Origin of the sequence: Candidatus Brocadia sp. (assembly GCA_021646415.1) — a bacterium.
Classification (GTDB): Bacteria; Planctomycetota; Brocadiia; order Brocadiales; family Brocadiaceae; genus Brocadia.
Map to the genome: position 1 here is coordinate 1 of SOEU01000024.1, position 24043 is coordinate 24043.

At 42.0% G+C, this 24043-nt stretch carries 20 protein-coding genes and 2 riboswitches; of the genes, 11 read left to right on the forward strand and 9 right to left on the reverse strand.

Annotated elements, in window-relative coordinates; genetic code table 11:
• From E3K36_14960 to E3K36_14980, 5 genes are all read right to left on the reverse strand, one after another.
• Nucleotides 1–436: hypothetical protein (locus tag E3K36_14960; protein ID MCF6156502.1), on the reverse strand; the 436-nt coding region annotated here is incomplete at its 3' end.
• A gap of 286 nt (nt 437–722) precedes the next feature.
• Nucleotides 723–2174 carry a radical SAM protein gene (locus E3K36_14965; GenBank protein MCF6156503.1) on the reverse strand — a complete coding sequence of 484 codons (1452 nt, stop codon included), beginning with the start codon at nt 2172–2174 and terminating at the stop codon, nt 723–725.
• 460 nt (nt 2175–2634) lie between these two features.
• Complete coding sequence (locus E3K36_14970) at nt 2635–3666, reverse strand: hypothetical protein (GenBank protein ID MCF6156504.1); 1032 nt, start codon at nt 3664–3666, stop codon at nt 2635–2637.
• Between the two features lie 402 nt (nt 3667–4068).
• Nucleotides 4069–4173, reverse strand: a riboswitch (cyclic di-GMP riboswitch).
• Nucleotides 4174–4198: 25 nt separating this feature from the next.
• Nucleotides 4199–4477 carry a PqqD family protein gene (locus tag E3K36_14975; protein MCF6156505.1) on the reverse strand — a complete coding sequence of 93 codons (279 nt, stop codon included), beginning with the start codon at nt 4475–4477 and terminating at the stop codon, nt 4199–4201.
• Between the two features lie 463 nt (nt 4478–4940).
• Nucleotides 4941–5153 (reverse strand): hypothetical protein, encoded by a 213-nt coding sequence (locus E3K36_14980; protein MCF6156506.1) that lies wholly within the window; start codon nt 5151–5153, stop codon nt 4941–4943.
• Between the two features lie 207 nt (nt 5154–5360).
• Nucleotides 5361–5476, reverse strand: a riboswitch (cyclic di-GMP riboswitch).
• A gap of 479 nt (nt 5477–5955) precedes the next feature.
• Here E3K36_14980 and E3K36_14985 point away from each other — a divergent pair.
• Complete coding sequence (locus E3K36_14985) at nt 5956–8868, forward strand: radical SAM protein (GenBank protein MCF6156507.1); 2913 nt, start codon at nt 5956–5958, stop codon at nt 8866–8868.
• Nucleotides 8869–8927: 59 nt separating this feature from the next.
• On the opposite strand, the gene E3K36_14990 is transcribed toward E3K36_14985, so the two are convergent.
• Nucleotides 8928–10934 carry a hypothetical protein gene (locus tag E3K36_14990; GenBank protein ID MCF6156508.1) on the reverse strand — a complete coding sequence of 669 codons (2007 nt, stop codon included), beginning with the start codon at nt 10932–10934 and terminating at the stop codon, nt 8928–8930.
• Between the two features lie 620 nt (nt 10935–11554).
• Here E3K36_14990 and E3K36_14995 point away from each other — a divergent pair.
• Nucleotides 11555–12769 carry a DUF481 domain-containing protein gene (locus E3K36_14995; protein ID MCF6156509.1) on the forward strand — a complete coding sequence of 405 codons (1215 nt, stop codon included), beginning with the start codon at nt 11555–11557 and terminating at the stop codon, nt 12767–12769.
• Nucleotides 12770–12879: 110 nt separating this feature from the next.
• Nucleotides 12880–13800, forward strand: a complete 921-nt coding sequence (locus E3K36_15000) for an NAD-dependent epimerase/dehydratase family protein (protein MCF6156510.1) — start codon at nt 12880–12882, stop codon at nt 13798–13800.
• A gap of 258 nt (nt 13801–14058) precedes the next feature.
• On the opposite strand, the gene E3K36_15005 is transcribed toward E3K36_15000, so the two are convergent.
• Both E3K36_15005 and E3K36_15010 read right to left on the reverse strand, forming a co-directional pair.
• Nucleotides 14059–14487 (reverse strand): hypothetical protein, encoded by a 429-nt coding sequence (locus E3K36_15005; protein ID MCF6156511.1) that lies wholly within the window; start codon nt 14485–14487, stop codon nt 14059–14061.
• 194 nt (nt 14488–14681) lie between these two features.
• Nucleotides 14682–16379 (reverse strand): peptidase M4 family protein, encoded by a 1698-nt coding sequence (locus E3K36_15010; GenBank protein MCF6156512.1) that lies wholly within the window; start codon nt 16377–16379, stop codon nt 14682–14684.
• Between the two features lie 202 nt (nt 16380–16581).
• Between E3K36_15010 and E3K36_15015 the strand changes: the two genes are divergently transcribed.
• Nucleotides 16582–16785, forward strand: coding sequence for a hypothetical protein (locus E3K36_15015; protein ID MCF6156513.1), 204 nt, complete (start codon nt 16582–16584; stop codon nt 16783–16785).
• A 172-nt stretch (nt 16786–16957) separates the two neighbouring features.
• Here the strand turns inward: E3K36_15015 and E3K36_15020 are convergent, their stop codons facing one another.
• Nucleotides 16958–17158 (reverse strand): cold-shock protein, encoded by a 201-nt coding sequence (locus E3K36_15020; GenBank protein ID MCF6156514.1) that lies wholly within the window; start codon nt 17156–17158, stop codon nt 16958–16960.
• A 320-nt stretch (nt 17159–17478) separates the two neighbouring features.
• On the opposite strand from E3K36_15020, the gene E3K36_15025 reads away from it, so the two are divergent.
• From E3K36_15025 to yajC, 7 genes are all read left to right on the forward strand, one after another.
• Complete coding sequence (locus E3K36_15025; protein MCF6156515.1) at nt 17479–18849, forward strand: tetratricopeptide repeat protein; 1371 nt, start codon at nt 17479–17481, stop codon at nt 18847–18849.
• Nucleotides 18850–18907: 58 nt separating this feature from the next.
• Nucleotides 18908–19498, forward strand: a complete 591-nt coding sequence (gene ruvA, locus E3K36_15030) for a Holliday junction branch migration protein RuvA (GenBank protein ID MCF6156516.1) — start codon at nt 18908–18910, stop codon at nt 19496–19498.
• A 43-nt stretch (nt 19499–19541) separates the two neighbouring features.
• Entirely contained in the window at nt 19542–20567 is a 1026-nt protein-coding gene (gene ruvB, locus E3K36_15035; GenBank protein ID MCF6156517.1) for a Holliday junction branch migration DNA helicase RuvB, read from the forward strand.
• Between the two features lie 12 nt (nt 20568–20579).
• A complete protein-coding gene (locus E3K36_15040; protein ID MCF6156518.1) occupies nt 20580–21215 on the forward strand; it encodes an epoxyqueuosine reductase QueH in 636 nt (211 codons plus the stop codon).
• Nucleotides 21216–21247: 32 nt separating this feature from the next.
• On the forward strand, nt 21248–22435 hold the full coding sequence (locus E3K36_15045) for a SpoIID/LytB domain-containing protein (protein ID MCF6156519.1): 1188 nt from the start codon (nt 21248–21250) through the stop codon (nt 22433–22435).
• 21 nt (nt 22436–22456) lie between these two features.
• Complete coding sequence (gene tgt / locus E3K36_15050) at nt 22457–23560, forward strand: tRNA guanosine(34) transglycosylase Tgt (protein ID MCF6156520.1); 1104 nt, start codon at nt 22457–22459, stop codon at nt 23558–23560.
• 78 nt (nt 23561–23638) lie between these two features.
• Nucleotides 23639–24004, forward strand: coding sequence for a preprotein translocase subunit YajC (gene yajC / locus E3K36_15055; GenBank protein ID MCF6156521.1), 366 nt, complete (start codon nt 23639–23641; stop codon nt 24002–24004).
• Nucleotides 24005–24043 lie beyond the last annotated feature (39 nt).

Sequence of the window (24043 nt, forward strand, 5' to 3'; positions counted from 1 at the left end):
AGCACTTATCCTCAGAATTTGGTGGATCGCATACGTCCGGGTTGTTCGTACCGGGGTCGCAGATGTCGCTGCCACCTTTGCACTCATCCGTATCCCCCACGCTCGTTAAGCACTTATCCTCAGAATTTGGTGGATCGCATACGTCCGGGTTGTTCGTACCGGGGTCGCAGATGTCGCTGCCACCTTTGCACTCATCCGTATCCCCCACGCTCGTTAAGCACTTATCCTCAGAATTCGGTGGATCGCATACGTCCGGGTTGTTCGTACCAGGGTCGCAGATGTCGCTGGGAGGGCAAACGTCCGCAGCAGCGAAGGCTGACTTTACTCCAAAATTTACAAACTGGAAGTGACTCAACCCTGCCCCCACCATAATTGCACCGAGTTTCCTCAGGAAATCTCGCCGGTCGAGTTTTGTACCTTCATTTTCCGATTTCATTGTTTTCACCCCCTTTTTTAAAGAAAAAGATTAAAAGAGATAAAAGTAGCTGACTCATATCATTAAGTCGCCATCACGATCGGAAACCAATCTCACTCTGATTAGCTTCGCCAATACGTAATTTTTTGAATCACGAATGAATCCCACTTGTCATAACCCAAGTTGGACAAGTTGCCATATGTCTTTTTTTATCTGGAGTGAAACTCATACGCAATACAGTGTAAATATCTGAAATCATACGTAACGACAAGGCACAAAACCCGCAAAACAACCTAATACGACTTCGCTACCGCTGGATAGGAGTTGTGGTCAGAGGCCGAACGCTGTCATTCCCCACCAGTTTCTGAAAATAATCGGGATATCGGCTGCGCAACGTATCATACAACCAGGCCCCCTGCTCGTACCATCTCAATAGTTCCTCACACCACCAGTCAAGGGGTGGTTGAAATGTGCCATCCTGATTTGATACATGCCAGGGACAATATCCGCCACAGATGTTGATTGCCCAACAACTCTCGCACTTTCTCTTTGTCTCAAAATAGGCGTGCAGATAGTCGGCAAACTTTTTACTATCAATCCCAGTCGAGACATCGCCCAGGACATAGTTTTCCATACCTACGTAACGATGACATGGGTAAAGTCTTCCGTCAATTCCCACGGCTGTACAACCACGTCCCACGCCGCATCGAATCCGTCGTTTTTGCTTATTGTGGATGTCCTGTACCACCTTGGCCCAGGGATTGAATCGAATTCGCTCTCCCCGATCCAATTGCTTGAGCAGACGGTCCAGTAAATAATCTTCCTGGTCTTTAAGTATAGTATTTTCCTCGATACCAATGTCATACGGTCCCTGGCAGTATGACTTGCCGGTGCAATAACTCAATGCCACTCTGGTAAAACCGAAATCCTCCAAAAATTGGACGATCCCGATCTGATCTAGACATTGTTTGCTAATAGTGCACCGAACCGTTACCGAGCGGCGATGCTGCATCAACCGTTTGATATTGCGAGATGCCATTTCGAACGATCCTTGCCCGTTTTTGAATGGTCGTATTTGATCATGTATCTCTTTGGAACCGTCCAAACTAACCATCAAGCCGAAGTTATACCTCTTGATGTAGCCTATGATCTCATCGTCCAGTAGCGTGGCGTTGGTCGTCATCGAGTAACGAACCTCTTTGCCCTGTTCATGGGCTAGCTGCTGGCTATAACGGATTACGCTGCGCATCACCGGCTTGTTAAGCAGCGGCTCGCCACCAAAAAAAGTGATATTGATTTGTCGAACTTTGTCTGCCCTTTGAAATACAAGATTTACAGCCTCTTTCGCAATTCCCAGAGACATAAGGCCATTGTTGAGCGCATTATTCTCGCCGACATAACAGTAATGGCAACGTAGGTTACAGGCCTCAGCCAGACAAAGCTCAATACTATTAGCGGACATCCGCGTGAGTTGTCGGATGTAGGCTCCGTTTTCCTGGTGGTCGTAAACAGAACCCTGAAAGAACCCTTTTCGTTCTAACCAGTTCAACTCGCTCAGGACGGTCTGGGAAGTCTCCACACCATATTTTTTAGACAGGTGACCAGAAATAGCGTCAAGAGAAGTCTCTGTCAGACGCAACGACAGCGCGTCGTAAGCGGGGTCGTCAATCCGTGCGACAGCACTCGACTCGATATCAAAAACATATTTATTGCCTCTAAACTGGAAAAGGTGATAGGATATCGTAGCCGTTTTTTTCATATTTTATTACACTCCATATCTTTAAGTTCTAATTAAGAAGTCAATAGCCTGCTTGGCTTCCCGAAAACTGGACAATATTACATCTTTTTTTATTTTAAAAGGCGATTCAACTATAGCCACCGTTAGCATTGCTTTGTTAAAAACAGACCCGAAAGATTTAAATTCAAGTTTTTAAGCAAATATTGCCACTTAATTTTTAACAAAGTAATGTTTTATTTTGTAGGTTGGGTGAAGCTAGCGTATCCAACAACCCGAATAACGATGTATTCACTTCGTTTAACCCTTCTCTTCTCTTTTTTCACCCCATTTCTCTATGAAAATATTCGATATCTCTTTACGCCTTCAGCCACAAGCGGTCGGGCTTCAGCCTCTGCCTGATCCATGACTGCTTACGTTTTTTAATTCTAACTTCTGTCTCCTTACTTCTGTTAAGCGCTATCTAAATGCACCATTTCAACTGCTACCTTGACCTTCGTGATGCATTATTCCCAGACCTCACCCTCACCTTTTCTGGACCATGCATGGTGCTCAGGCCGTTATAGTCCACATCCTCCAGCTTATAATAGTATGTGCCTTTGGCCGGTGGTGTGTCTACATAGCTGTAACTGGCTCCGGATACTGTATTGCCTTGGGCAGGGATGAGTGTGTCGTTAATCTTTTTGTAAGTACCATCCTTGAGCCTTGCGCGGTAGAGGTTGAAGCCGGCGTTGTCCACCTCCGTGGCCGTTTCCCAAGTCAGGATCACACTACCATCATCATTTGCTTTTGCGGCGAAGGATGTGAGTTCTACAGCATTGCCTTTTTCAGTCCATTTCTTTGTTAGTTTGTTTTTTGACTCAATAATTGCATCGGTGACCAGATCATAAGAAAATGCAGAAATAGTATCGGAACCTGGTTTACCCTCATTATCGTGATATGTAAACGTTGCTACGCCTTTATCGTTTGTATCACTTTCCACACGTAGATTGTTACTTCCATCGACAAGAAAAATTACAGTGACTTGCTTGGCCGGATTACCAGCGATATCCACAACCTCTGCTTCAACAGTATGGTTAGTGTTTACGGTATTCTCATCCTTATCTTGAGATAAAGTAATGCCGGCATTTACCCACCTCTTTTCAACAACATTTGATTTTTCACCACTTATTAGTATTTTTGCCACTATACTATCTGTAGCCGCTATTTTTTTATTATCGTGGTAAGTAAAAGTTGCTTTTCCATCCTTATCTATTCTGGCAAAGCCTGTTTGAACGTTATTTCCACTGACATCAAAACCCACACTGATTCCCTCCGAGGGCGGCTTACCACTGTCATCTGTCACTGTAGCAGTAACGGTATGATCAGTGTCTATAGTATTCGTGGCTGTTAAGGGTTCTAACTCAATACCTCCCCATGCCACGGGTGCAGGCAAATTGGCTAGGAAGATTAAAAATCCGGTCATTAGCAACAACAGCCCTGTCTTTTTCATTGCTCTCCATTCAGTTTTTTTCATTTTTCATTCCCTCTTTTATCAACTCTTTGCAAGTGGCAATAGGGGATCAAATCTTTCAAAATGACAAATCTTTTTGCTCTTTTTCATGATTTTAAAAAAATCAGCATCCCCTTTTCGTCTTTCTTATAAACGTTTTCCTTCCCTACAGGACTATATAATTTAGTCCCAATATTCTCCTCTCTCATTCCCTTTCAAACCACCACATTGACACAACAAATACCTGGCTATCTGTCGCACAATACCTCCTTTCTTTTTTATCTCATCAAAATTTTTACAGCTTCTTGTCCGTGTCCACTATTTATGGGTGCAGAAAATCAGGGCACGTGGCAACGTGCCCCTACATTGAAATAACTACGGATTAAAATAAAAAAAGCCTTACCGCAAAGATTTTTCCTCAATATCTTCGGCAGCAAGGCTGTCTTTATATTTTCCTGCCTTTGCAGGAAAATATTCTAAAGACCCTTTGCTTTGCGCCCCCTGATCGCTCAGGGTTTGCCTTTATCGGAATGGTTTTGATTTTGCCATTTTTTTGTTACAAATCTTTTTCCTCCACGATCCCTTTCGTTACAAAAACCTCCAACGTATGCAGGATATCTCCGGCAACATCATGGTTATCAGGGATAGAAAACCTTGTCCTGATCACCTGTTCCATCTCTTCTCGGGTATGCCCACCATCGCACAGTTCCCAGATGAGTTTCGCTGTGGGATTAAGGACATGTATTGCCTTTCCCTCGGTGCTATAAAGTAATGTCTCACGTCCCATATCCTGCACCAGAATGCCTTGTTTGCGGATCGGTTTTGTTGTATTCACAGTCTATTACCCCTTGCGTTTTTTTGGAGACAACAGTCAAATCTTTATCAACGGTATTAAACAAACACAGTTTAAGACCTCCCCTTAGCCCCCTCCTTCGCAAGGAGAAACAGGGAAGATTATTTTTATTACCTCCCCCTAGCCCCCTCCTTCGTAAGGAGGGGAAGCGGGGTTATAAGTTTGGTAGGTTGGGTGAAGCCTGTCCCGAGTTTGCCGAGGGGCGGAGCGCACCCAACAACCCCCTGTATCCCCCTTTGATAAGGGGGACTTTAAAGATGACGGGTTTACTTCGTTTAACCCTATCCTTACTTTACTTTGTAAACACATTCAACAAAAGTGACAGACTACCTTATTTCCCCTTTAGAAAGAGGGGATTAAGGGGTGTGTATTCCCTGTTCTTGACACCCCCCCAACCCCTTTTGATAGAGGGGAGAATTATCATCACTACTTTTGGAGAAACAGTTTAGTTTTTTGAAAGATGAGTTGTGCTTTTTAAGTCCCTATAGGGACGTGAGGCAATAGGCAGGCAATTTATTGCCTGTATTTTTATCAAAGAGAAATACAGTCCCGTAGGGACGATTGAGACGATTTTGTATCCATAATCTTCATTCGCCCCTACAGGGCTTATTTTTATCTTTCTCTTAACACAGGCAATAAATTGCCTGCCTATGAGCAATTTGCCCCTCCGGGGCGAAATCAGCACAAGGCTTTGCCTTGATAGTTTGGTAGGTTGGGTGAAGCGGAGCGCACCCAACAAACAACTCTACTTAACCCCCCCCAACCCCTCTTGATAGAGAGGAGAATTACCATCACTACTTTTTGGACAGTCCCGTCCGCTTAGAAACAAAAAAGCCTTACTGCAAAAATGTCCTTGTAAAACATCTTCGGCAGTAAGGCTGTCTTATTTTTAGCCGCTTAAACGGTTCAAACAGTTTAAACCGTTTATAAAGACCCTTTACTTTGCGCCCCCCGATCACTCAGGGTTTGCCTTTATCGGAATGTCTTTATTACGTTACTTTGTAATGGGCTACAGAAGTTGAAAGTTGAAAGTTGAAAGTTGAAAGTTGAAAGTTGAAAGTTGAAAGTTGAAAGTTGAAAGTTGAAAGTTGAAAGTTGAAAAGCAGTCTAACATAAAATTATAAGATGTCAAGAATAAAATAATTATTTTATAGCTTCTGATACCCCGCCTTTATCGTTTCTCTACAAACAAATTCAAAACTGTTGTATTTTCTTTGAGTTCGTCGCCTTATTTTTTCCCCTTGTGTTGCGAATTGATATACTTTATAAAGATAACTGATATGAATCTGCTATGCTGCAACAGTCAAGCAGATAGGGCCGCAAGGTAAAAGAAAGAAGGGTCGCGAAAGAGGAAAGGTGAGGGGAGAAACAAAGATGATACAGTTTTTCAGTGAAGAGATAACTCACGGGATATTCCGGGTGCGATTTGTGTATAATAAATAACAGTTCCAGTTTACGAAATGAACATGATTGATATCAAACCCTACGACTGCCTGAAATCTTCACAAGAGATCAGACAGTGGTATGAAAAGAATTACTATTTACTGTCATTGGCTGGCCTATGGTTAAAAGGTGGCGAGCCGAATACCATGGACCATGTCTTGTTTCATCAGGCAGAGCTGCGATTTCTCATCTGCAGGCTGTCAACGTATCGTGATGTAGCAGTTTCTATCTCTCACCCCCTGGTAGCTCAGATCGCACAGGAGGTGAAAGGTGTTTTTACAGACTTCTCCTTTCTCCCCCCACCGAAAGACCTGGAGGTAATGATTGGCTCCAAAATTCCCCTTTGGACAGGCACTACGACGAAAGAACCTCCTTGTGCATTCGATGTCCTTGGTATTAGTAACTCCTTTGTGCTGGAGTTACTGAATCTGCCAAAACTTTTGCATTTTTCAGGTATTCCGCTCTTCAAGAACGAACGCATGATACGTCCGGATATTCCACTGGTTGTGCTGGGGGGCGCCAGCTCGGCAGTTACTTCTGTACTGCACGGACCTCTCAAAGAACAGGGATTTGGGAATAATTATGGGCTTGTAGACGCCGTGTTCGTTGGTGAAGGAGAATATTCTATAAAACAATTTTTGGAGGTGGTAAAAAACGGGAAGGCACATGGGTTGAGCAAAACTGAGATTCTCAGTGCATGTCACGGGAAGGTTGATGGATTCTATGAACCGGATAAATACGAACATCGGTATAAAGTGGTTGTACAGAATCCCGCAGAAATACAAACGATAACAGAAAAAATATACAGCGATGAAGTTAACAATCTCCTTTCAGATAAAGGTGTTTTGGCAGAGATTACGCCAAAAGAACCGTACGTGCCATATCCCGTAAAAAGCGCAACTATATACAATCTTGATCAGGTGAGGACGTTAGAATCGGGTCCTCTCTGGTATGAAACAGAAAGTCTCGGTATGGGAAGTTTGCAAATCAGTAACGGATGCCCATGCTTTTGTGCCTTTTGTGCCGAAAGCTGGGAGAGAAAACCCTATCGGGAACGGTCATTATCAAAGCTTTTAGAAGCGCTGAAAGCAGCAAAGGCACAGCAAGGGCTGGAGAGCGTAAATCTCCTGAGTTTTAACTTCAATACCCATACTGAACTGTATCCCATGATCTTATCCTTTTATAGGGAAATGGCCAGCATCAGCCTCAAGAGCCAGCGGTTTGATCTGTTGTCTGCCGACCGGTTCCTTGCAGAGGTACAACAGATAATCGGAAAGACAACGGTTAGTTGCGGGATGGAAGGTATCAGCGAGCGGTTGAGACGATACCTGCACAAGAACCTTACCGAAGAACAAATCTATAAGGCCTGTGAATTTTTGTTTGAAAGGGGTGCCAGGGAACTCAAGATTTTTTTAATCTGCACGGGATTGGAACAAGCGGAAGACTTTGAGGAATTCGGAAGATTTGTAAAGCGTCTGGGGGACTTGAAAAGTATGTCAGATAGCAGTGTCCGCATCGTTTTTAGCATGACGCCCCTTTATTATCCCCCGCATACACCATTGCAATATCACGAGTGTGTAACAGCCCTTGACGATAAAAAGCAGATACGAAGGGAAATTGAACGTATCTGTAAATTTAACGGCATGGAATTCCGGGAAAGCGCTTCTTATGAAGAAATATGGCTGACACAATTACTGGCAATGGGCGATAGACGGTTAACCCCTGCCCTCGTACGCTCATCGATTATGGATGGATTTGTTTATTATAACACTGTGCCAAAACAAATACTCAGGAATTGGCGTAATTATTTAATGGAATTAGGGTTATCCGAAGAAAATTACTTTCGTGCAAAGGGGAAAAATCAGGTCTTTCCCTGGGACGATATCGATTTGGGCATTACAAAGAAATTTTTGTGGGAAGAATACGAGCGTTCAATCTATTTTACCGAGCGTGAGTACTGCCTGGGTCGTCCACAGATCGAAGCACAATGCCTGGGATGCGGGGCTTGCCCAACGGCCGCTCATAAGAAAAAGATTACACACCACAAAATTTCTCAACCCTTTCTCATGGAAGACATTCGCCGGATTGCTGACAGGAAACGAAACCCCCTCATACTACGAGTCGTTGTGGAGATCGAACCCGCCCTGCGTTTAGCCCAAAAACAATTTATTGGAGTGGCCATTGCACGCGCCCTTATGCTTGCCATGCCTGAAATTGTACCTTATTATCAGGCATTGTCTGCTCATGCAAGAGATTTTGGTGGAGAGAAGGTCACTGCTGATTTTACACATGGTATTAATGTTTATCACCTGGCGTTTTTATCAGACGACAGAACAAAAGAACTCTTGAATAGTGAGGCCCTTCCCCGAAAACTCAATAGTATACAAGCATATTGCCGCGGATTCAGGATTAAGGAATTTGTTTTAGGTCCCGGTGATATACCGGATGTGCACTATATCCTCTACAGGATGTGTCTCGCGAAAGAATTTACGGCGTCTTTTCTGCAACAAAAACTGGGAGAATATCTTCACGCACATTATGTTAAGCATACGCTATTAAAGAGGGATGGGCAGGCGATATTCAAGGTAGATACAAAATATAAAAAGAATGCCGTTGTCCTTTATGCGCGGATTTACAAAACCCAACAAGTGAAAGAATCAGATGCCGAATTTTCCATTTTCATGGTGGCATCAAAACGTTTTAATATCCAGGAATTTTTAATGACCTGCTACGGATTCGGGAGGAAAAAGGAAATCGTCTGTACAAAGATAGAAGCCCTGGGATACTATGGAAAAAATCCTGTTTTGCAAAATGTTGAACGATGCGAATCATGCAATGACTTTATCAGTGAAACATTTCTCTTTGGTCTGCCCTTAGGAGAACACCAATGCCTTGTTTGCAGCATAAATACGGGTATGATTGATGTTTAGGGCGCTCATTTTTTCTGACACCAGTTTTACGCAATTTCCAAAACGGGCAATTCCGATTTTTAGCCATGGTATTTTTTTGACTTATTATAAAAACCTTTAAATTTTCTCAAAAACCTTATGAGAACGAAGGTGACTGCAAGACCCATGATAGTGGCTATAGTCACTGGGCTGGTACCAAATAACCAGGCAAGGACGTTAATGAGGCCGGATAGGAATGCAATGGGGTGGGTGAGAAAGGTGAGCAGGATGGATGCAACCAGGCCATATTTGATAAACTTTACACATTTTGCAAATGTTTTGGGCGAGAGAAATCGCATTACCAGGAGGCCAGCCTTCCCTTTGCTGGCAAGCTGAAGACCATCATCTCCGTACATACCAACATACTTAATGACATCGTCTCCGTGCCTTTTCGCCATTCGGATTACATCATGACCATATTTTTCAATAACTTTTACACCGCTTGAACCGTATCTGGATATATACAGAATGATGTCATCCCCATAGAGGGCTGATAATTTGATAACATTGTCACCATAAATGGAGCTTAAAAGCACAACGTCTTTGCCATACTTCTGAATAACCCTAAGGCCGTCGTTACCATAGAGCGCAATGTATTTGATCACATCATCACCATATCGGCGTGCCAGGGATAGGAGATCATCCCCATATTGTTCAATTGCTTTCCCAGCATCGGCGCCATATTGAGAAACGTATCGAACCACATCATCTCCATATTGCTGTGAGAGGGTAAGGATTTTGCCGTCCGTTACCTTCAGCGCCTTGATGCCATCGTCTCCGTGTTTTGCCACAAATGGAATGACGTCATCGCCATAGGCCGTTACGAGGTCTTCGGTTACATGGACAAGGCCATTGAACCCTTTTGTGGTCTTTGCAAAACGTGCCCCTTTTACCGCAAGTTTTGCCCCCCTGGATATCCCGCTACCAATAGGGACAAGTCCCAGGATATCCAGTCCTGCAAACAACTTGTCCTGTAAGCTGATGTCTTCCTGCCGAATTCTTTTCCGGCTGACCTTTTCGGCATCGGAAATAAAGAAATTCCTTAATTTGTTCGTAATGGTGGTAATGGCTTCTTCCCTGACGTTATTGATATCGAGGATTTCAAACCGATCCATGAAATCGTTTCCCAACTCAAAAATAAGACGAATGGCCCTACTGGCATTTTCACGTTGTACGGTTGCATCTCCTTGCGTATTTGCGGTAGATGTGCCTGTGCCATACCACCAGGTTGATATCCATTCGTAGGCGCTTGTTGTCTTCAGGTAGTTGTATAACTGGCTGTTAAAATCTTTATTGCTATAAAAAAGATAAATGATGGGAATGGTCTGTTTATGCCCGTACGTTTTAATTATCTGATAAAAGGTATCATCATCCATGAAAAGATTGAATAAAGTCTTTGCCTTTTCCCCGTATTCCTTTACGGCCAGGAGGCCGTCGTCCTGGAATTTCATGACAATGTTTAATACGTCTTTGTCGTAAAGCCGCGCAAAGGCGATTCCATGTTTTCGTGCCAGGGGAAAAACAATGTCCCCCTTTTCATTGGCAAGGTTAATGAGCTCAATGCCCTTGTCTTTATCCTCGCTTATACGGAAGAAGTTTTCGGGGTTATTAGCAATATATTTCATCCCTTCCTCTCCAAAGTTTTTGTAAAATTCAGCAAGGATTTTGGGTGAGAATATGGGGTAATTATTTGTGTTGCTACCAGAATTGTTATAAAGGTGAAAGATGTCTCTATAATCCAGGAGTGGAAACAGGTCGGCCATTTCCCTGCCATATTTTTCCAGGAGTGCAAGCCCATCGATTTTATACTCTTTCAAAAATTCAAGGGCAAACGTGCCGTATTGCTGGTAGAGTCGTTCAGCATTATCACCAAATTGTCCAAACACGTCTTTATAGATGGTGCAGATAGCATCGACGTGGTATATTGGGGCATTTGATACTGTTGTTGAGGCACTCTCTGTGGATTGAGAACCTGCGTTTTGTGGTGACAAAAAAGTTATGTGACTTACCAAGAGCAGAATAAAAGATATGAAAAGCTTTTTATTCATGGATAGTTTTCATTTAAAGACAGTTCCAGAGTAAGGACTGCTTGTCACTGCTCTGTTTGGTCTGCCTTTGGTTGATTTACGATAAATTTTCAATTAATAATATCTTACTCCCACCTATCTTAAAACAAAAAACTCTTCCGATTCGTTCGAGTCGGGAGATATAATGTTTATCCCAATTGAAGTATTGTTCGTTACGCTGGTTATTGACAGGATTCTGAACAGGAGAGAAAAATGCGTTCCAGAAGTATTTGAAGAATAAATATCCTTGTCTTTTCCCTTTGCCTTAGGAGATTCCAAATGCATCACAAGAGACCCAGCAAGGTGGGTTTTCCCACCTGATAAAAACACAATTTACGGAGGCCTTTTAATCTTGACATAAAGGTAATGTGGATATAATATGGCCCATTCCGTACTGGGTGAAATTTGTTGAAGTCCTTTTCAGGTTACCTTCGGAGGCAATTTACAATAGTGGCATTTGGCAGAAAATCACTTAAGCCTTTGGACGTCACACCTCCGCATGGTTGAAATCATCGTGTAATGTGTAATAATGCGCCCTGGAATTGTTTATTGATAGATGGGGGTAGAGTCCCTAAGCATTTAGTGAGAAAGGTGAATGAAATATGTTCTTAAAGAAATACTTGCAGGTATATCCCGCAGTAGTTTTTTTTCTGGTAACGTTATTTGGAATAAAGGCATTTTCGGATGAAATAAAAATGATTGATGGTACTTTTATTGGGGGAGAAGTATTAAAAATCTCAGAAGAATCTCTTGATCTTCAGCAAAAGGATGGGAGCATCCGTGCTATTCAGATCAATACAATAAGCCTCATTGCAAGGGATAATGAAATCATTATTGTAAATCACGAAAACACGAGAAAGAGATTCTCTGTCCTTAAGATAAAAAAGCCAGAAGGTCTTTCTATAAAAGATATCGATATTAATACTACGGATACATTGGCTTCTTCTGAGACGGGAACTGAAACAATCACGGTTGCTGTAAAAGAATCGGAACAGGTGCAGACAAGTTCCGGCGATGAGCAGAGTGCCCATAAAGAAGAATCTCCATCAAGTACACAGGAAGCTGAAGTAAAAAGCAGTCCGCAGCAATCTTCGAATACGAGCGGTGAAAAACTTGCTCAATCAGAGGAAAAGAAAGTTCCCCCTCCCCAAAAGACATGGAAGGGAAATGCTGATGCCGGTATAAATATTAAAGACGGAAATACAGAGTCAACTACCACCTATTTAAAAGGGGCATATGTTAACGAACGAAATCGGGACAATATATATTTCAATGCGATTTCCCTTTATGAAACGCAGAAAGACAGAGATACAGATGAAGACGAAGAAACTGTCAATGAACAGCGGGCTACGGGAAAATACGAATATAAACATACTCCCAGGTTATATTCTTTTTTTAACCAGTACTTTGAACATGATGAACTTGAGGATTTAAATTATCGCTCTATTTCATCACCGGGCGCTGGTTACCGTTTCATCGACGAAGAAAGGCTGAAATATAAAGCAGAAACTGGTCCTGCATATACCTATGAAAGATTCCATGGTGGGATCACTGATGATTTTTGGGGTATAAGGTTTGGTCATTATTTGGATTGGATCTTCCTGCAGGATACAAAATTATATGCTAAACAAGAATATGTACAAAGTGTTGAAAATCAAGAAGATTGGCGTTTAGATTCAGGTGTAGGAGTCAGGCACAACCTGACAAAATCTATAGCATTAAGCTTTGAAATCCTCAACCAATACGATAATACACCGCTGGAGGGTAACCAGAAAGATGATACCACAATGATTGGAAGCGTGGGGTATAATTTTTAAGTACCGACGTATACCTTTGAAAAAATTTTGGTAGCATTACCATACTCTGTCAGGATAAAACCTGCAGGTGGAATTGCGTTGGCAGAGTGTGGTCTCCGATTTACTTCTCTATGGAAACATTTGATGAATTAAATATTGTAACAGGTGCATTTAGCTATACGGGCAAATATATCGCCCAAAGACTCCTGGCCATGGGAAGGAAGGTTAAAACGCTCACCGGGCATCCCAACCGTCCGAACCCCTTTGGTGACCGGGTGGGTGTTGCTCCATTTAATTTCGACAAGCCGGAAGAGCTGATCAGGAGCATGCAAGGGGCGACAATCCTTTACAATACCTACTGGGTACGCTTTTCCTACAGGCAAGTTACATTTGACAAGGCTGTTGCGAATACGAAGACCCTTATGAAAGCGGCTGAAGAGGCAGGTATCCGCAGGATTGTACATATCAGTATCACGAATGCCTCAGAAGCATCGCCTTTTCCTTATTTCAGAGGGAAGGGAATTCTGGAAAAGGCCATAAACCAGTCTAGACTATCCTATGCCATCATTAGGCCAACTGTGCTCTTCGGACATGAGGATATCCTTATCAACAATATTGCCTGGCTCCTCAGGCGGTTTCCGATATTTGCCATCCTGGGTTCCGGTGATTACAAACTACAACCGGTCTTTGTGGAAGACGTGGCCGAAATAGCGGTGAATGCTGGCCAGCACGGGGAGAATATGATTATCGATGCGGTTGGTCCTGAGATTTACACGTTTCATGAAATGGTTAGACTTATTGCCGGCAAAATCCATAGTAAACCAAAGATAGTTCATCTCAGGCCGGAATTGGCGCTTTTCTTTTCGAGACTTATTGGCTATATTGTCAATGACGTGGTGTTAACCCGAGACGAAGTTTATGGATTGATGTCAAACCTCCTGATTTCAGAAAAAACTCCAACGGGACACATGCGCTTGAGTGATTGGCTGACACGCAATGCAGGGAATATCGGAACCAGATATGCCTCTGAGTTAAGTCGTCACTACCGTTAAGTCCTAAAAGGTTGCGTGCGGTCAAACGGCAGAATATTCAGTTCCAATAGTTGCCAGATGCATTGGGGAAGCTTGAGAAGAAGTCCGGGATTTTAAAATCGAAGAACACAGGGTATTTAAAGATTATAAAAAACAAGGCGCATTCCCTTTTTATGAGAAATGCGCCTTGTTGCATCCTAAGCAGTAATTAAACGAAAATTCGCAGATTATTATGCTTTTGTTATAAAGAACATTGGCATGTTTATTGAGTTTTGCTTTTTATCTGCAAATTGCCATTGTCCAACTACCTCTACCACCGCAAGTGTTGAGCCAGGTACCGGAAGCAGTCTTACCCGTTTTTCCTGTGTGCGTGCCGGTATAGGTGAACTGTCCGCAGCATGAGTTTCCCGTGTTGTTTGTTCCTGTGAGTTGTACATTCACGGCATCAAAGGTACCGGTTACGTCCCAGACACCGCAGGTTCCGGTATCAACCTTTCCTACCAATCGACCAGGGCCAGCCACCTGGAGAGTCCACACATATCCGAAATTATCACATAAAGATGGAAGGGTTAGTCCTTCGGATTTACCAAAGAATGTTGTGTCATCACCAACTTGTGGTGCCGTATCGTCAGCAGGACCTGCGTAAACCGAACTTACCAACGCCATCGTAACAGATATTGCAAAGAAAACACCTAATAACTTCTTCATATTCCTTACTCCTTTTCAAAAATGATCTATTAAAGTACTGTACCCTGCTACTTCTTCTTCCGCTCAGATTAAGAATGCCACCTCCTTTCTCAATACTTTTTCCCGGACCAGAGAGATACTATTTCTTAAGCGAAGATTATGAGGTTGTCTTTTTTCGCAACTATAGAGATATATCGGCATTGTTGGATAAAATTTTATTTAATTCCAACTGTATTAAAAGCTGCCCGCACTGCAATAAGTTCTAGTCCTATTCCATAAAGATCTATGGTCGCCTGTTCTACCGCATCCCTGGCATCTACAAATTGAGAATTAGAAGAAAGATAGAACATGGCATAGTAATAGATCTGTTTTGCCTTTTCGGTGCCGACGCTCGTATCCGTAATAATCAGATAAGCGGCCTTATTGGGGATACCAGAGTTTATATGTACCCCTCCGTAGTCTGTCCAGGGTCTGCTTGCTGCGTGATACTGTTCGGAGGTATGTTCCGGCTGTCCCCAACTGTTCAGCGCATCTTTAGGATTATAGTCGTTTTCAGGATAGCTATCGGTTCTGAACGGGGGATCATCCATTCTTCTTAGCGCATAGTAGGCCTCTTTTCCTGGTGTTTTAGCGATCTTCATAATATCCTCTGCAAGCCAGTAGGGGAGGTCATCGCCGTAATCGATAGATGCAAATATTCCCATAACATCAGACCACGACTCATTCAGTGCCCCGGACTCCTGACTGTATATGAGGTTGTTTATGGCCTCTGTAACACCGTGGGTGATTTCATGGGCAACTACTTCCAGTGCCCCTGAAAGGGGATAAAATGTCGTACCGCCATCGCCATATACCATCTGCGTTCCATTCCAGAAGGCATTGTCGTATGCCGTGCCATAATGTACGCTTGATAAAATGCCGTTAGATGCATCGAAACCACTTCCAACAAACCAGGAGAAGTTACTGAAGTTGTTTTTATAAAAATCAAAAACAAGGTTTCCGTAGAAATGTGCATCCACCCCTGGTGGATCTTCCCAAAAGTTATTTGCATCGGTCATTAGTTTCCCAGGGAGGGTCTTGGTATTGTTTGCGGTATAAGTCATTATCCTTATGTTGGTCGTGTTTTGGAGGGGGGGATTGCCAAGATAGAAGGTTCCCTCTTTTTCGTAAGTATCGAAGGTTTTTAGTACACCATCCACCCCTTCGCCAGAGCCGACGGCAGCACCTTCATGCATGACCCTGTTTTCAACGAGAACGACAATGCCTTTATTTGCATCAATATATATCCGATACCTTGATGGCTCCGGGTGTGTATGAAACGGGAAATCTATCCTATAGGCAAGATAGAACTTTCCTTCCCAGTGGAAAATGATCAGCGTGTTATCAGTAGTCAGTTCTGGGAGATTTACCTCGTGCCTTGCGATAGCCGCTGACTCTTCTGCGGAAAGAGTTGGTATGGTTTTAACAGGAATATTTGGCTCAAAGTGGTTTGCAATGGTGGTTATGACACCTTTCCGTATCCTTACGGTAATTTTGCCACCGGAGACATCCAGACCGTCTTTTTTTTGCTTGAAGTTGATGAAATCCCCTTCTGGTGTGGTATTGGTGTTCTCCAATGCTATCTCTTTTTCTGGGTCCTGTATACCAAATAAAGCCCTGTAATGTTTTATGAAATCTACGGTTATCTCTTCCTGAGACATCTCGGATGGTTTGGTAAGCTCTCCCGAAATAAATTTCGCAACGCCTCTCCTCTCATCCCAGGTAATACTGAAATCTTTTGGAGATAATTTTTTTATTTCCGAAATAGCAGTCCTTTGATCTTCGTTTGCTGAGGTAGGAATCTCTCCGGCCATTACTATACCACAACTAAAAATTGCCAAAAAAAGAACAACTCCTTTCGTCAAATTTTTCATGACTTAATCTCCTTTTGGAAATGATATGAGCAAACTTTCTTTAAAATGCTTTATTTGCACATTCAAATTCTTCTATTGTTGACTGTCAATAAAAATTTATTGCTGTTTATTAAAAGAATATTGATATTTATTGTTCTATTTGTTAAATTCATGTTCTACACTAATGTACATTACCCCTAAAAACTTTAGAAAGGCATAATTAATGGATTTATCTCAGGCGCTCGATATAGTTGCAAAAGATGAGCGGGAACTGCAGGAAAAATATTTAAAGCTGGCGGATCAGGAGACAGATCCCTTCGTAAAGGCATTTTTTCATAGAATTGTAAAAGATGCCGTGAAGCACGAAAAGAAAGTGAATAAGAAATACGAAAAGATTTTGCGTACGATAAGCAAGAAAACCTATTAGATTATGATTCATAATTTATAATTGATTACTGAAAACAAAATAACCCCAATATCTGTGAAGATATTGGGGTTATTTTGTCGCAATTATAATTAAGTGACAACTCCATATTTTTATACACCAGTTAACAAAAACGATTTGCTATAAATATAAGAGTGCTCTTGTTTTAATAAATTTATAATTTGACGACTTTTGTAGCTTTGTAGCCCTTCTGGTCTTTTATAACTTCGAACTCGACCTTGTCTCCTTCTGCAAGTGTCCTAAAACCCTCACATTGGATGGCAGTTTGATGTACAAAGACATCCTGGCCATTATCCTGGGAAATAAAGCCAAATCCCTTTTTGTCATTAAACCATTTTACGGTTCCAGTTGCCATTCTAAAAATCACCCCCTCTCATTTCTGAAAAAATTTAATAAAATAAAAAAAAGGCTACAGGTTCTAGCCCTTGTAGCCTTGTTATTAATGGATTATAATAAAACTTTACGATACGACCAAACCACATAAAAATATATTATCAAAGAGCAATAATGAAATCAAGGAAAAATAATAGAATTATCATAAGAATTGTGTAACAAAATTTATTTGAATTTCCGATGCGTGTTTGTTACACTCCACCTTTCAAAAGTTGCCTAAAATTGATATTTTGGGGAAAAGAGATATTTATTTTTAAGAAGTGATGGAGGCTGAATAAGAGAATGATTAAGGCTGTTGCAGATATTGATTTTGACAAACTGCTCGAAGAGGAAACGATATCCAGGGAAACTGTTACATACATAAAGGACCAAGTATACAGTTCCAAAGAAAATAGGGAAAAGCTGGATACAAAGATTGAGTCGTTAAAGCTTGATATAAAAAAGGAACACGATATTGCCAGAGCAAAGGATTTAACACTCATATTGGGAATATGCGAGTGGATAGTAGGAAGGGTAAAAGATGCGTCGGAGATTCTGAAAGAAGTGAAGTCAAGGAAGACAGGGGCGTATTATTTAGGAAAATGTTATCAAGAGTTAGGTGATTATAGCCAAGCCCTGGAATGTTTTGAACGTGCGAAAAGAACGGATGCTGAGGAGTTTGATATTCATATGGATATTACCGAGATAAAAAGGATGTCCGGTGATATCGAAGGTGCTTTGAAAATTATCAAAAGTTTTTCACAATCGCATGGAAACAGCGCCGAATTGCATTACCAGTGGGGATATTGTCTGGATGAACTGGGGGAGTATCAGGAAGCATTCAAGCATTATGAGCAGGCGCTTCAAATTGACCCGAATTATGCAAAGGCCCTTTTCCGCACAGCTTTTAATTATGATATGGATGGAGAAGATGAAAAAGCTATTGAATACTACGAGAGATGCATCAATTTAAGTCCTAACCATAAGAATGCGTTTATCAACCTGGGAATATTATATGAAGATAGAGGCGACTATGATGATGCGGCATATTGTTTTGAGATGGTTTTGGATGCAGAGCCAACCAACGAACGGGCATCGTTGTTTCTAAAAGATGCAAAAGCATCAATTTCTATGTATTATGATGAAGAGATTTCAAAAAAACAGGGGAAAGAAAGCGAGGTATTGAACATCCCAATTTCTGATTTTGAGCTCTCTGTAAGAAGTAAAAATTGTTTAGAAAAAATGAATATCCGTTCTTTGAAGGATCTTACAAGGATTACAGAGGCCGATTTGCTTTCGTTTAAAAATTTTGGAGAAACTTCACTGAATGAGATTAAGGCTATTTTAGCCCAAAAGGGATTACGTTTAGGTCAGGCATTAGAAATTGATACTGAGCCAGAGTTGTTTAGCGCAAAAACGACAACAGAAGAAGAGGGTGCTGCTCTTGAGGATATTTCGGAGCTTAATCTTTCCACCCGTTGCAGGAATGCCCTTAGCAAGGCTGGCATTGAAGGGGTTGAAGACCTTATAAAAATGACCGAGATAGAGTTAATCCAAAAAGGTGTCAAAGAAAATTATCTAGATGAGATAAAGGAAAATCTCTCCAGGCTTGGCCTTAGTCTGAAAACCGAGGACAATTCTGGGGCAGAGTTGGAAAGGAACGTTACCGAATAGCCTATTGAAACAATGATTCCGGATGCCATAAGTACAATGTGCTTGGAGTGCTGTATACATGTTAGATTACATCCGAGGACAGGTGGTTGGTAAATCTCCCACCAGACTTATCCTGGAAGTAGCAGGCATCGGTTATCTATTACACATTCCGCTATCTACCTTCGAGAAGATACCCAACCATGGAGAGATTACAATTCTCACCCAGTTGTTTATAAGGGAAGACCAGATTAAGGTGTTTGGGTTTGCAACAGCAGAAGAAAGAGATTTGTTTCAATTGTTACTCTCTGTGAATGGCATAGGACCCAATACGGCAATCATGATACTCTCGGGCAGTACCGTTGAGGATGTCAGGTATGCAGTTATCCATGAAGATGCAAAGGCACTGGAAAAGATTAAAGGGGTGGGCAAGAAGACAGCTGAGCGGATTATCCTGGAATTAAAGGGGATTATAAAAGAGATTACAACGTCCCCACACAATAATAGAGATGCCCGGCAGAAGGCACTTGTATCGGATGCTGTTATGGCGCTGGTTTCCTTGGGCTATGGACGATCAGTGGCTGAAAATGCAGTAAGCGAGGCAATAAAAAAATTGCGAACCGTTGATAATGTTGAAGTGCTCGTAAGGGAAGCGCTGAAGTATAAAGCCTGATTTACCCTGGTGGGTGACTTCAAACCAATTGCAGGATTGAAACATGGTAAATGAAGATATTTTATCTTCTACGGCAATTGTTGATGATAAAAATCTGGACCTTACGCTAAGGCCAAAACGATTCAGTGATTTTATTGGACAAAATCGCATAAAAGAAAATCTGCTCATTTACATCGAAGCTGCAAAGAAAAGGGGAGAACCATTAGATCACATCTTGTTTTCCGGACCGCCCGGTTTAGGGAAAACAACGTTGTCACAAATTATTGCCAGCGAGATTAACACAACGATTAGAACGACTTCCGGCCCTATCTTAGATAAACCGGTAGACCTTGCGGGTATTCTTACGAATTTGCAATATGGGGATATCCTTTTTATTGATGAAATTCACAGATTAAATACAACGGTAGAGGAATATCTGTATTCGGCAATGGAGGATTTTTTCATTGATATCATTATTGATCAGGGACCCAAGGCGCGGTCGGTAAAAATTAAATTGCCAAAATTTACGCTTGTTGGATCAACTACACGGGAAGGATTGCTTACTGCCCCCCTTCGTTCTCGATTTGGCGTACTTGAAAAGCTGGAGTTCTATCCTTGGGATGACCTTTACAAAATTGTGTGTAATTCTGCCCGTATTCTTTCCATTCACATAGAAGAGAAGGGGGCTGAAATTATTGCAAAAAGATCCAGGGGTACCCCAAGAATAGCCAATAGATTTTTAAGACGGATTCGGGATGTTGCCCAGGTGCGTGGAAATGACGTTATTAATGAAGAGGTAGCCAATATGGGATTGGGGATGTTGGGGGTGGATGAGAATGGTTTGGGAGACATGGATCGAAAAATACTGGAAACAATCATTCGATATGGCGGAGGTCCTGTCGGCTTGAAGACTATTGCGGTTTCGGTAAGCGAAGAAGAGGATACAATAGAAGAGGTGTATGAATCATTTTTGATTCAAAGGGGGTATCTTGATAAAACACCCCGGGGAAGAGTTGTCACGAAGCAGGCTTATGAACATTTAGGATATCCGTATCGCACCGAAGCCGGACTCCAAAAAAAACTATTTTGAAGGAGTCGTTTTATGAATCTATTGCTTCATATTTGCTGCGCCTGTTGTTTATGTGCACCGCTCAATGAACTGAGAAAAGAAGGTTTTAAAGTAACCGGGCTCTTTTACAATCCAAATATACATCCGTTGCTTGAGTTCAGACGAAGGCTGAAAGCGCTGCGCGTATTCCAGGAAAGCGATCCCATTCCGGTAATTTACCGTGAGGATTATGGCTTAAGGGAATATCTGAAGAAAGTCAATTATGAGGGAGATGACCGGTGTGCCGATTGTTACACCATGAGATTAAAATTTACGGCTGCCTATGCACAGGAAAACAGATTTGGCGCCTTTACATCCACAATGTTGTTTAGCGTCTATCAGAATCACGAGCAGTTAAAGATGTTTTCAGAAAATTTATCAAAAGAATACGGGATTGATTTTATCTATCGTGACTATCGTTACTTGTCTGAGTGCAGCCATGATATAGCCAGGAAAAAAATGATTTATCGGCAAGGCTATTGTGGATGTGTATTCAGTGAATATGAAAGGTATAAAGACACCACCCGGGAATTGTATAAGGGTAACAACCCCCATAGCAGGGACAAGGAAAGCACCCGTAAAGTTTTAGATATGACAGAGGTGTTGCACAGATGCGATTGTTTTGGATAGATATTTTAGGTTAACTGTGAATACAAGACGATATGGTTAGGACGTTATTCCTGATGATTGCTACGATATTACCGACTGTTTCCGCAGGGTTACCTCTTTCATGCCAGAAGGAAGCCCCTGTGGTTCAAGATGAGGTTCTTGATTACGGGCCCCTCTTGGATAAAACGCCCGTCCTGCGTGTGCTCCTGGTAAATGACAAGCGGGAGGCACAATTGGCCATTAGTGGATGTTACCAGATTACCGGCAGCCTGAAAAACATTATAGATCAGGGAGAAGGACTCCAAAAGTGTACCATATCGGTAAATAACGGTGGTATCAGTATAGGAAATAAACATTATAACAACGGTGAACTAAGGGTCACAAGTCATCGAGACGGAGAAATTGTGTTAAATGACGTACGATATCGCGGAGAAATCAGGATATTGCAGCAATTTAATAACAAATTATCGGTAATCGAAGAAATAGACCTTGAAAGTTTTATTGGCGGTGTACTTGGCAGTGAAATGCCGCCAAGCTGGGATGAAGACGCTTTGCGTGCTCAGGCGGTAACAGCAAGGACCTATGCAATGTATAAAAAAAAGGTAAGGCGGGATGAGGTATATCACTTGGATATGCTGGAACTTGCATACAGAGGTGTGGCTGGAGAAACAGCACGCCTCAATAAAATTGTACAGGAAACGAAGGGTGTTGTTATGGTGTACAACTGGAATATTTTCCCTGCCTATTTCCACAGTACGTGTGGAGGACATACGGAAGATATCAACCATGTATTTGGGAGAGAGAGTATACCACCCCTAAGTGGAGTGTCGTGTAATTACTGTAATAACTCCAAACATTCCAGCTGGAGTACAGACATTAGTAAAGCAGCAATAGAAAAAAAATTACGAGAAGCTAATATCTTTGTCTCGAATATCAGCACTGTCACGGCAATAGATCCCGGAGTTGGTGATCATGGATCGAAAGTCGAGATTACTTCTGCGAATGGAAGCAAAGAACTGAATGCCAACGATTTTCGATTATTGGTAGGTCCGAATTATTTGTTTAGCACGGCCTTTCGTTCTAGAAGTAATGGAAAGAGCATCACCTTTTCCGGTAAAGGATGGGGACATGGCGTGGGACTTTGCCAGTATGGTGCTCAAGCTATGGCCCAAAAAGGTTTTAAGTGGACTGCCATTTTAAAACATTACTATCCAAAGATAGAATTGGTTCGGGTATATTAATGCCTCTCTGTGGAGGTGTTTTTGATTTTTAGACCCCTGGCAGTTGATAAGCAAACAAAAGCTCGGTGCGGTGAACTTCGATTGGCGAATCGCAGTATCCCTACACCAGTTTTTATGCCAGTTGGTACGCAAGGAACGATCAAGACTTTAACGCCACAGCAACTCAAGGAGACGAATACAAAGATTATTTTGTGTAATGCGTATCATCTCTGCCTCAGACCGGGGGAGAAAATTATTAGGCAATCCGGAGGTCTCCATAAATTTATAGGATGGGATGGTGCGATTATTACTGATAGTGGTGGATATCAGGTTTTTTCGCTTACTGGTTTGACAAAGGTTTCAGACAATGGAGTGGAATTTCAATCCCCTATTGATGGAACAAGGATGTTCCTTACCCCCGAAAGGATGATGCAAATACAAAATGATATCGGCGCGGATATTATTATGCCGTTTGATGAATGTGTGCCGTACCCCTGTGAACAGGACAGGGCGGGTGTGGCGGTAAAAAGGACACTTGAGTGGGCGGAACGCTGTCTAACCGCACACAAGAATAAACAACAAACGCTCTTTGGTATTGTTCAAGGAAGTGTATTCAGGGAACTGCGTATTGAATGTGCCAGAAAACTCGTAGAAATGAATTTCGAGGGATACTCAATTGGGGGGCTCAGTGTTGGTGAAGGGGCATTCCTGATGAACGAGGTACTTGACTATACCGTAGATTATTTACCGCAGGAAAGACCTCGGTATTTGATGGGTGTTGGATTTCCTATTGATATCATAAATGCTGTCGAACGCGGGATTGATATGTTTGATTGCGTTGTTCCCACACGCAATGGAAGAAACGGGTGTGCCTTTACAAGTACCGGTAAAATAAAGATCCTGAATAGCCAATATAAAGAAGACAAAGAGCCTCTGGACAAGATGTGTGGCTGTTATACATGCCGGAATTTTACAAGGGCATATTTGCGGCATCTCTTTCTGGCAAGCGAAATCCTGGGGTTAACCTTGATTTCATTACACAACATATTTTATTTTCAAAACCTGATGCAGCAGATAAGAGAATCCATTATAAAAGGCGAATTTAAGGATTTTAAAGCAGACTTTTTATTAAAACAGTCTGGGTGACAAGCACTGGCGATACGACTCAGATTGGGAAATCGTACTTTCGAATGAAAATCTTTAATAACGGTTAGGAGGAATATGATGCTTTTTTTATTACAAGCGGCAGGAAAACAATCACCAGGTGGCATGCTGTCGATGTTGCTCCCATTTATACTCATGTTTGTCGTGATGTATTTCTTGATACTGAGACCGCAGAAAAGAAAGGAAAGAGAGCGCAAGGCGCTGTTGTCCAGAATCAAAAAGAACGATCGGGTTGTAACGGCTGGGGGAGTCCATGGAGTTATTACGTCTGTCAGAGAGAATGAAATTATCCTCCGTGTAGATGACGCCAAAGATGTAAAGATCAAAGTCGACAGGAGCGCGATTGTTACGGTATTAGAGGTTTTTCACGATGAAGATACCGAAGAGTCTAAAGAGGCGATAAAGGAAGGCAAAGAAGCAAAATAAGGGTATAATATTTTATGAATCGGCAGTTTATCATAAACA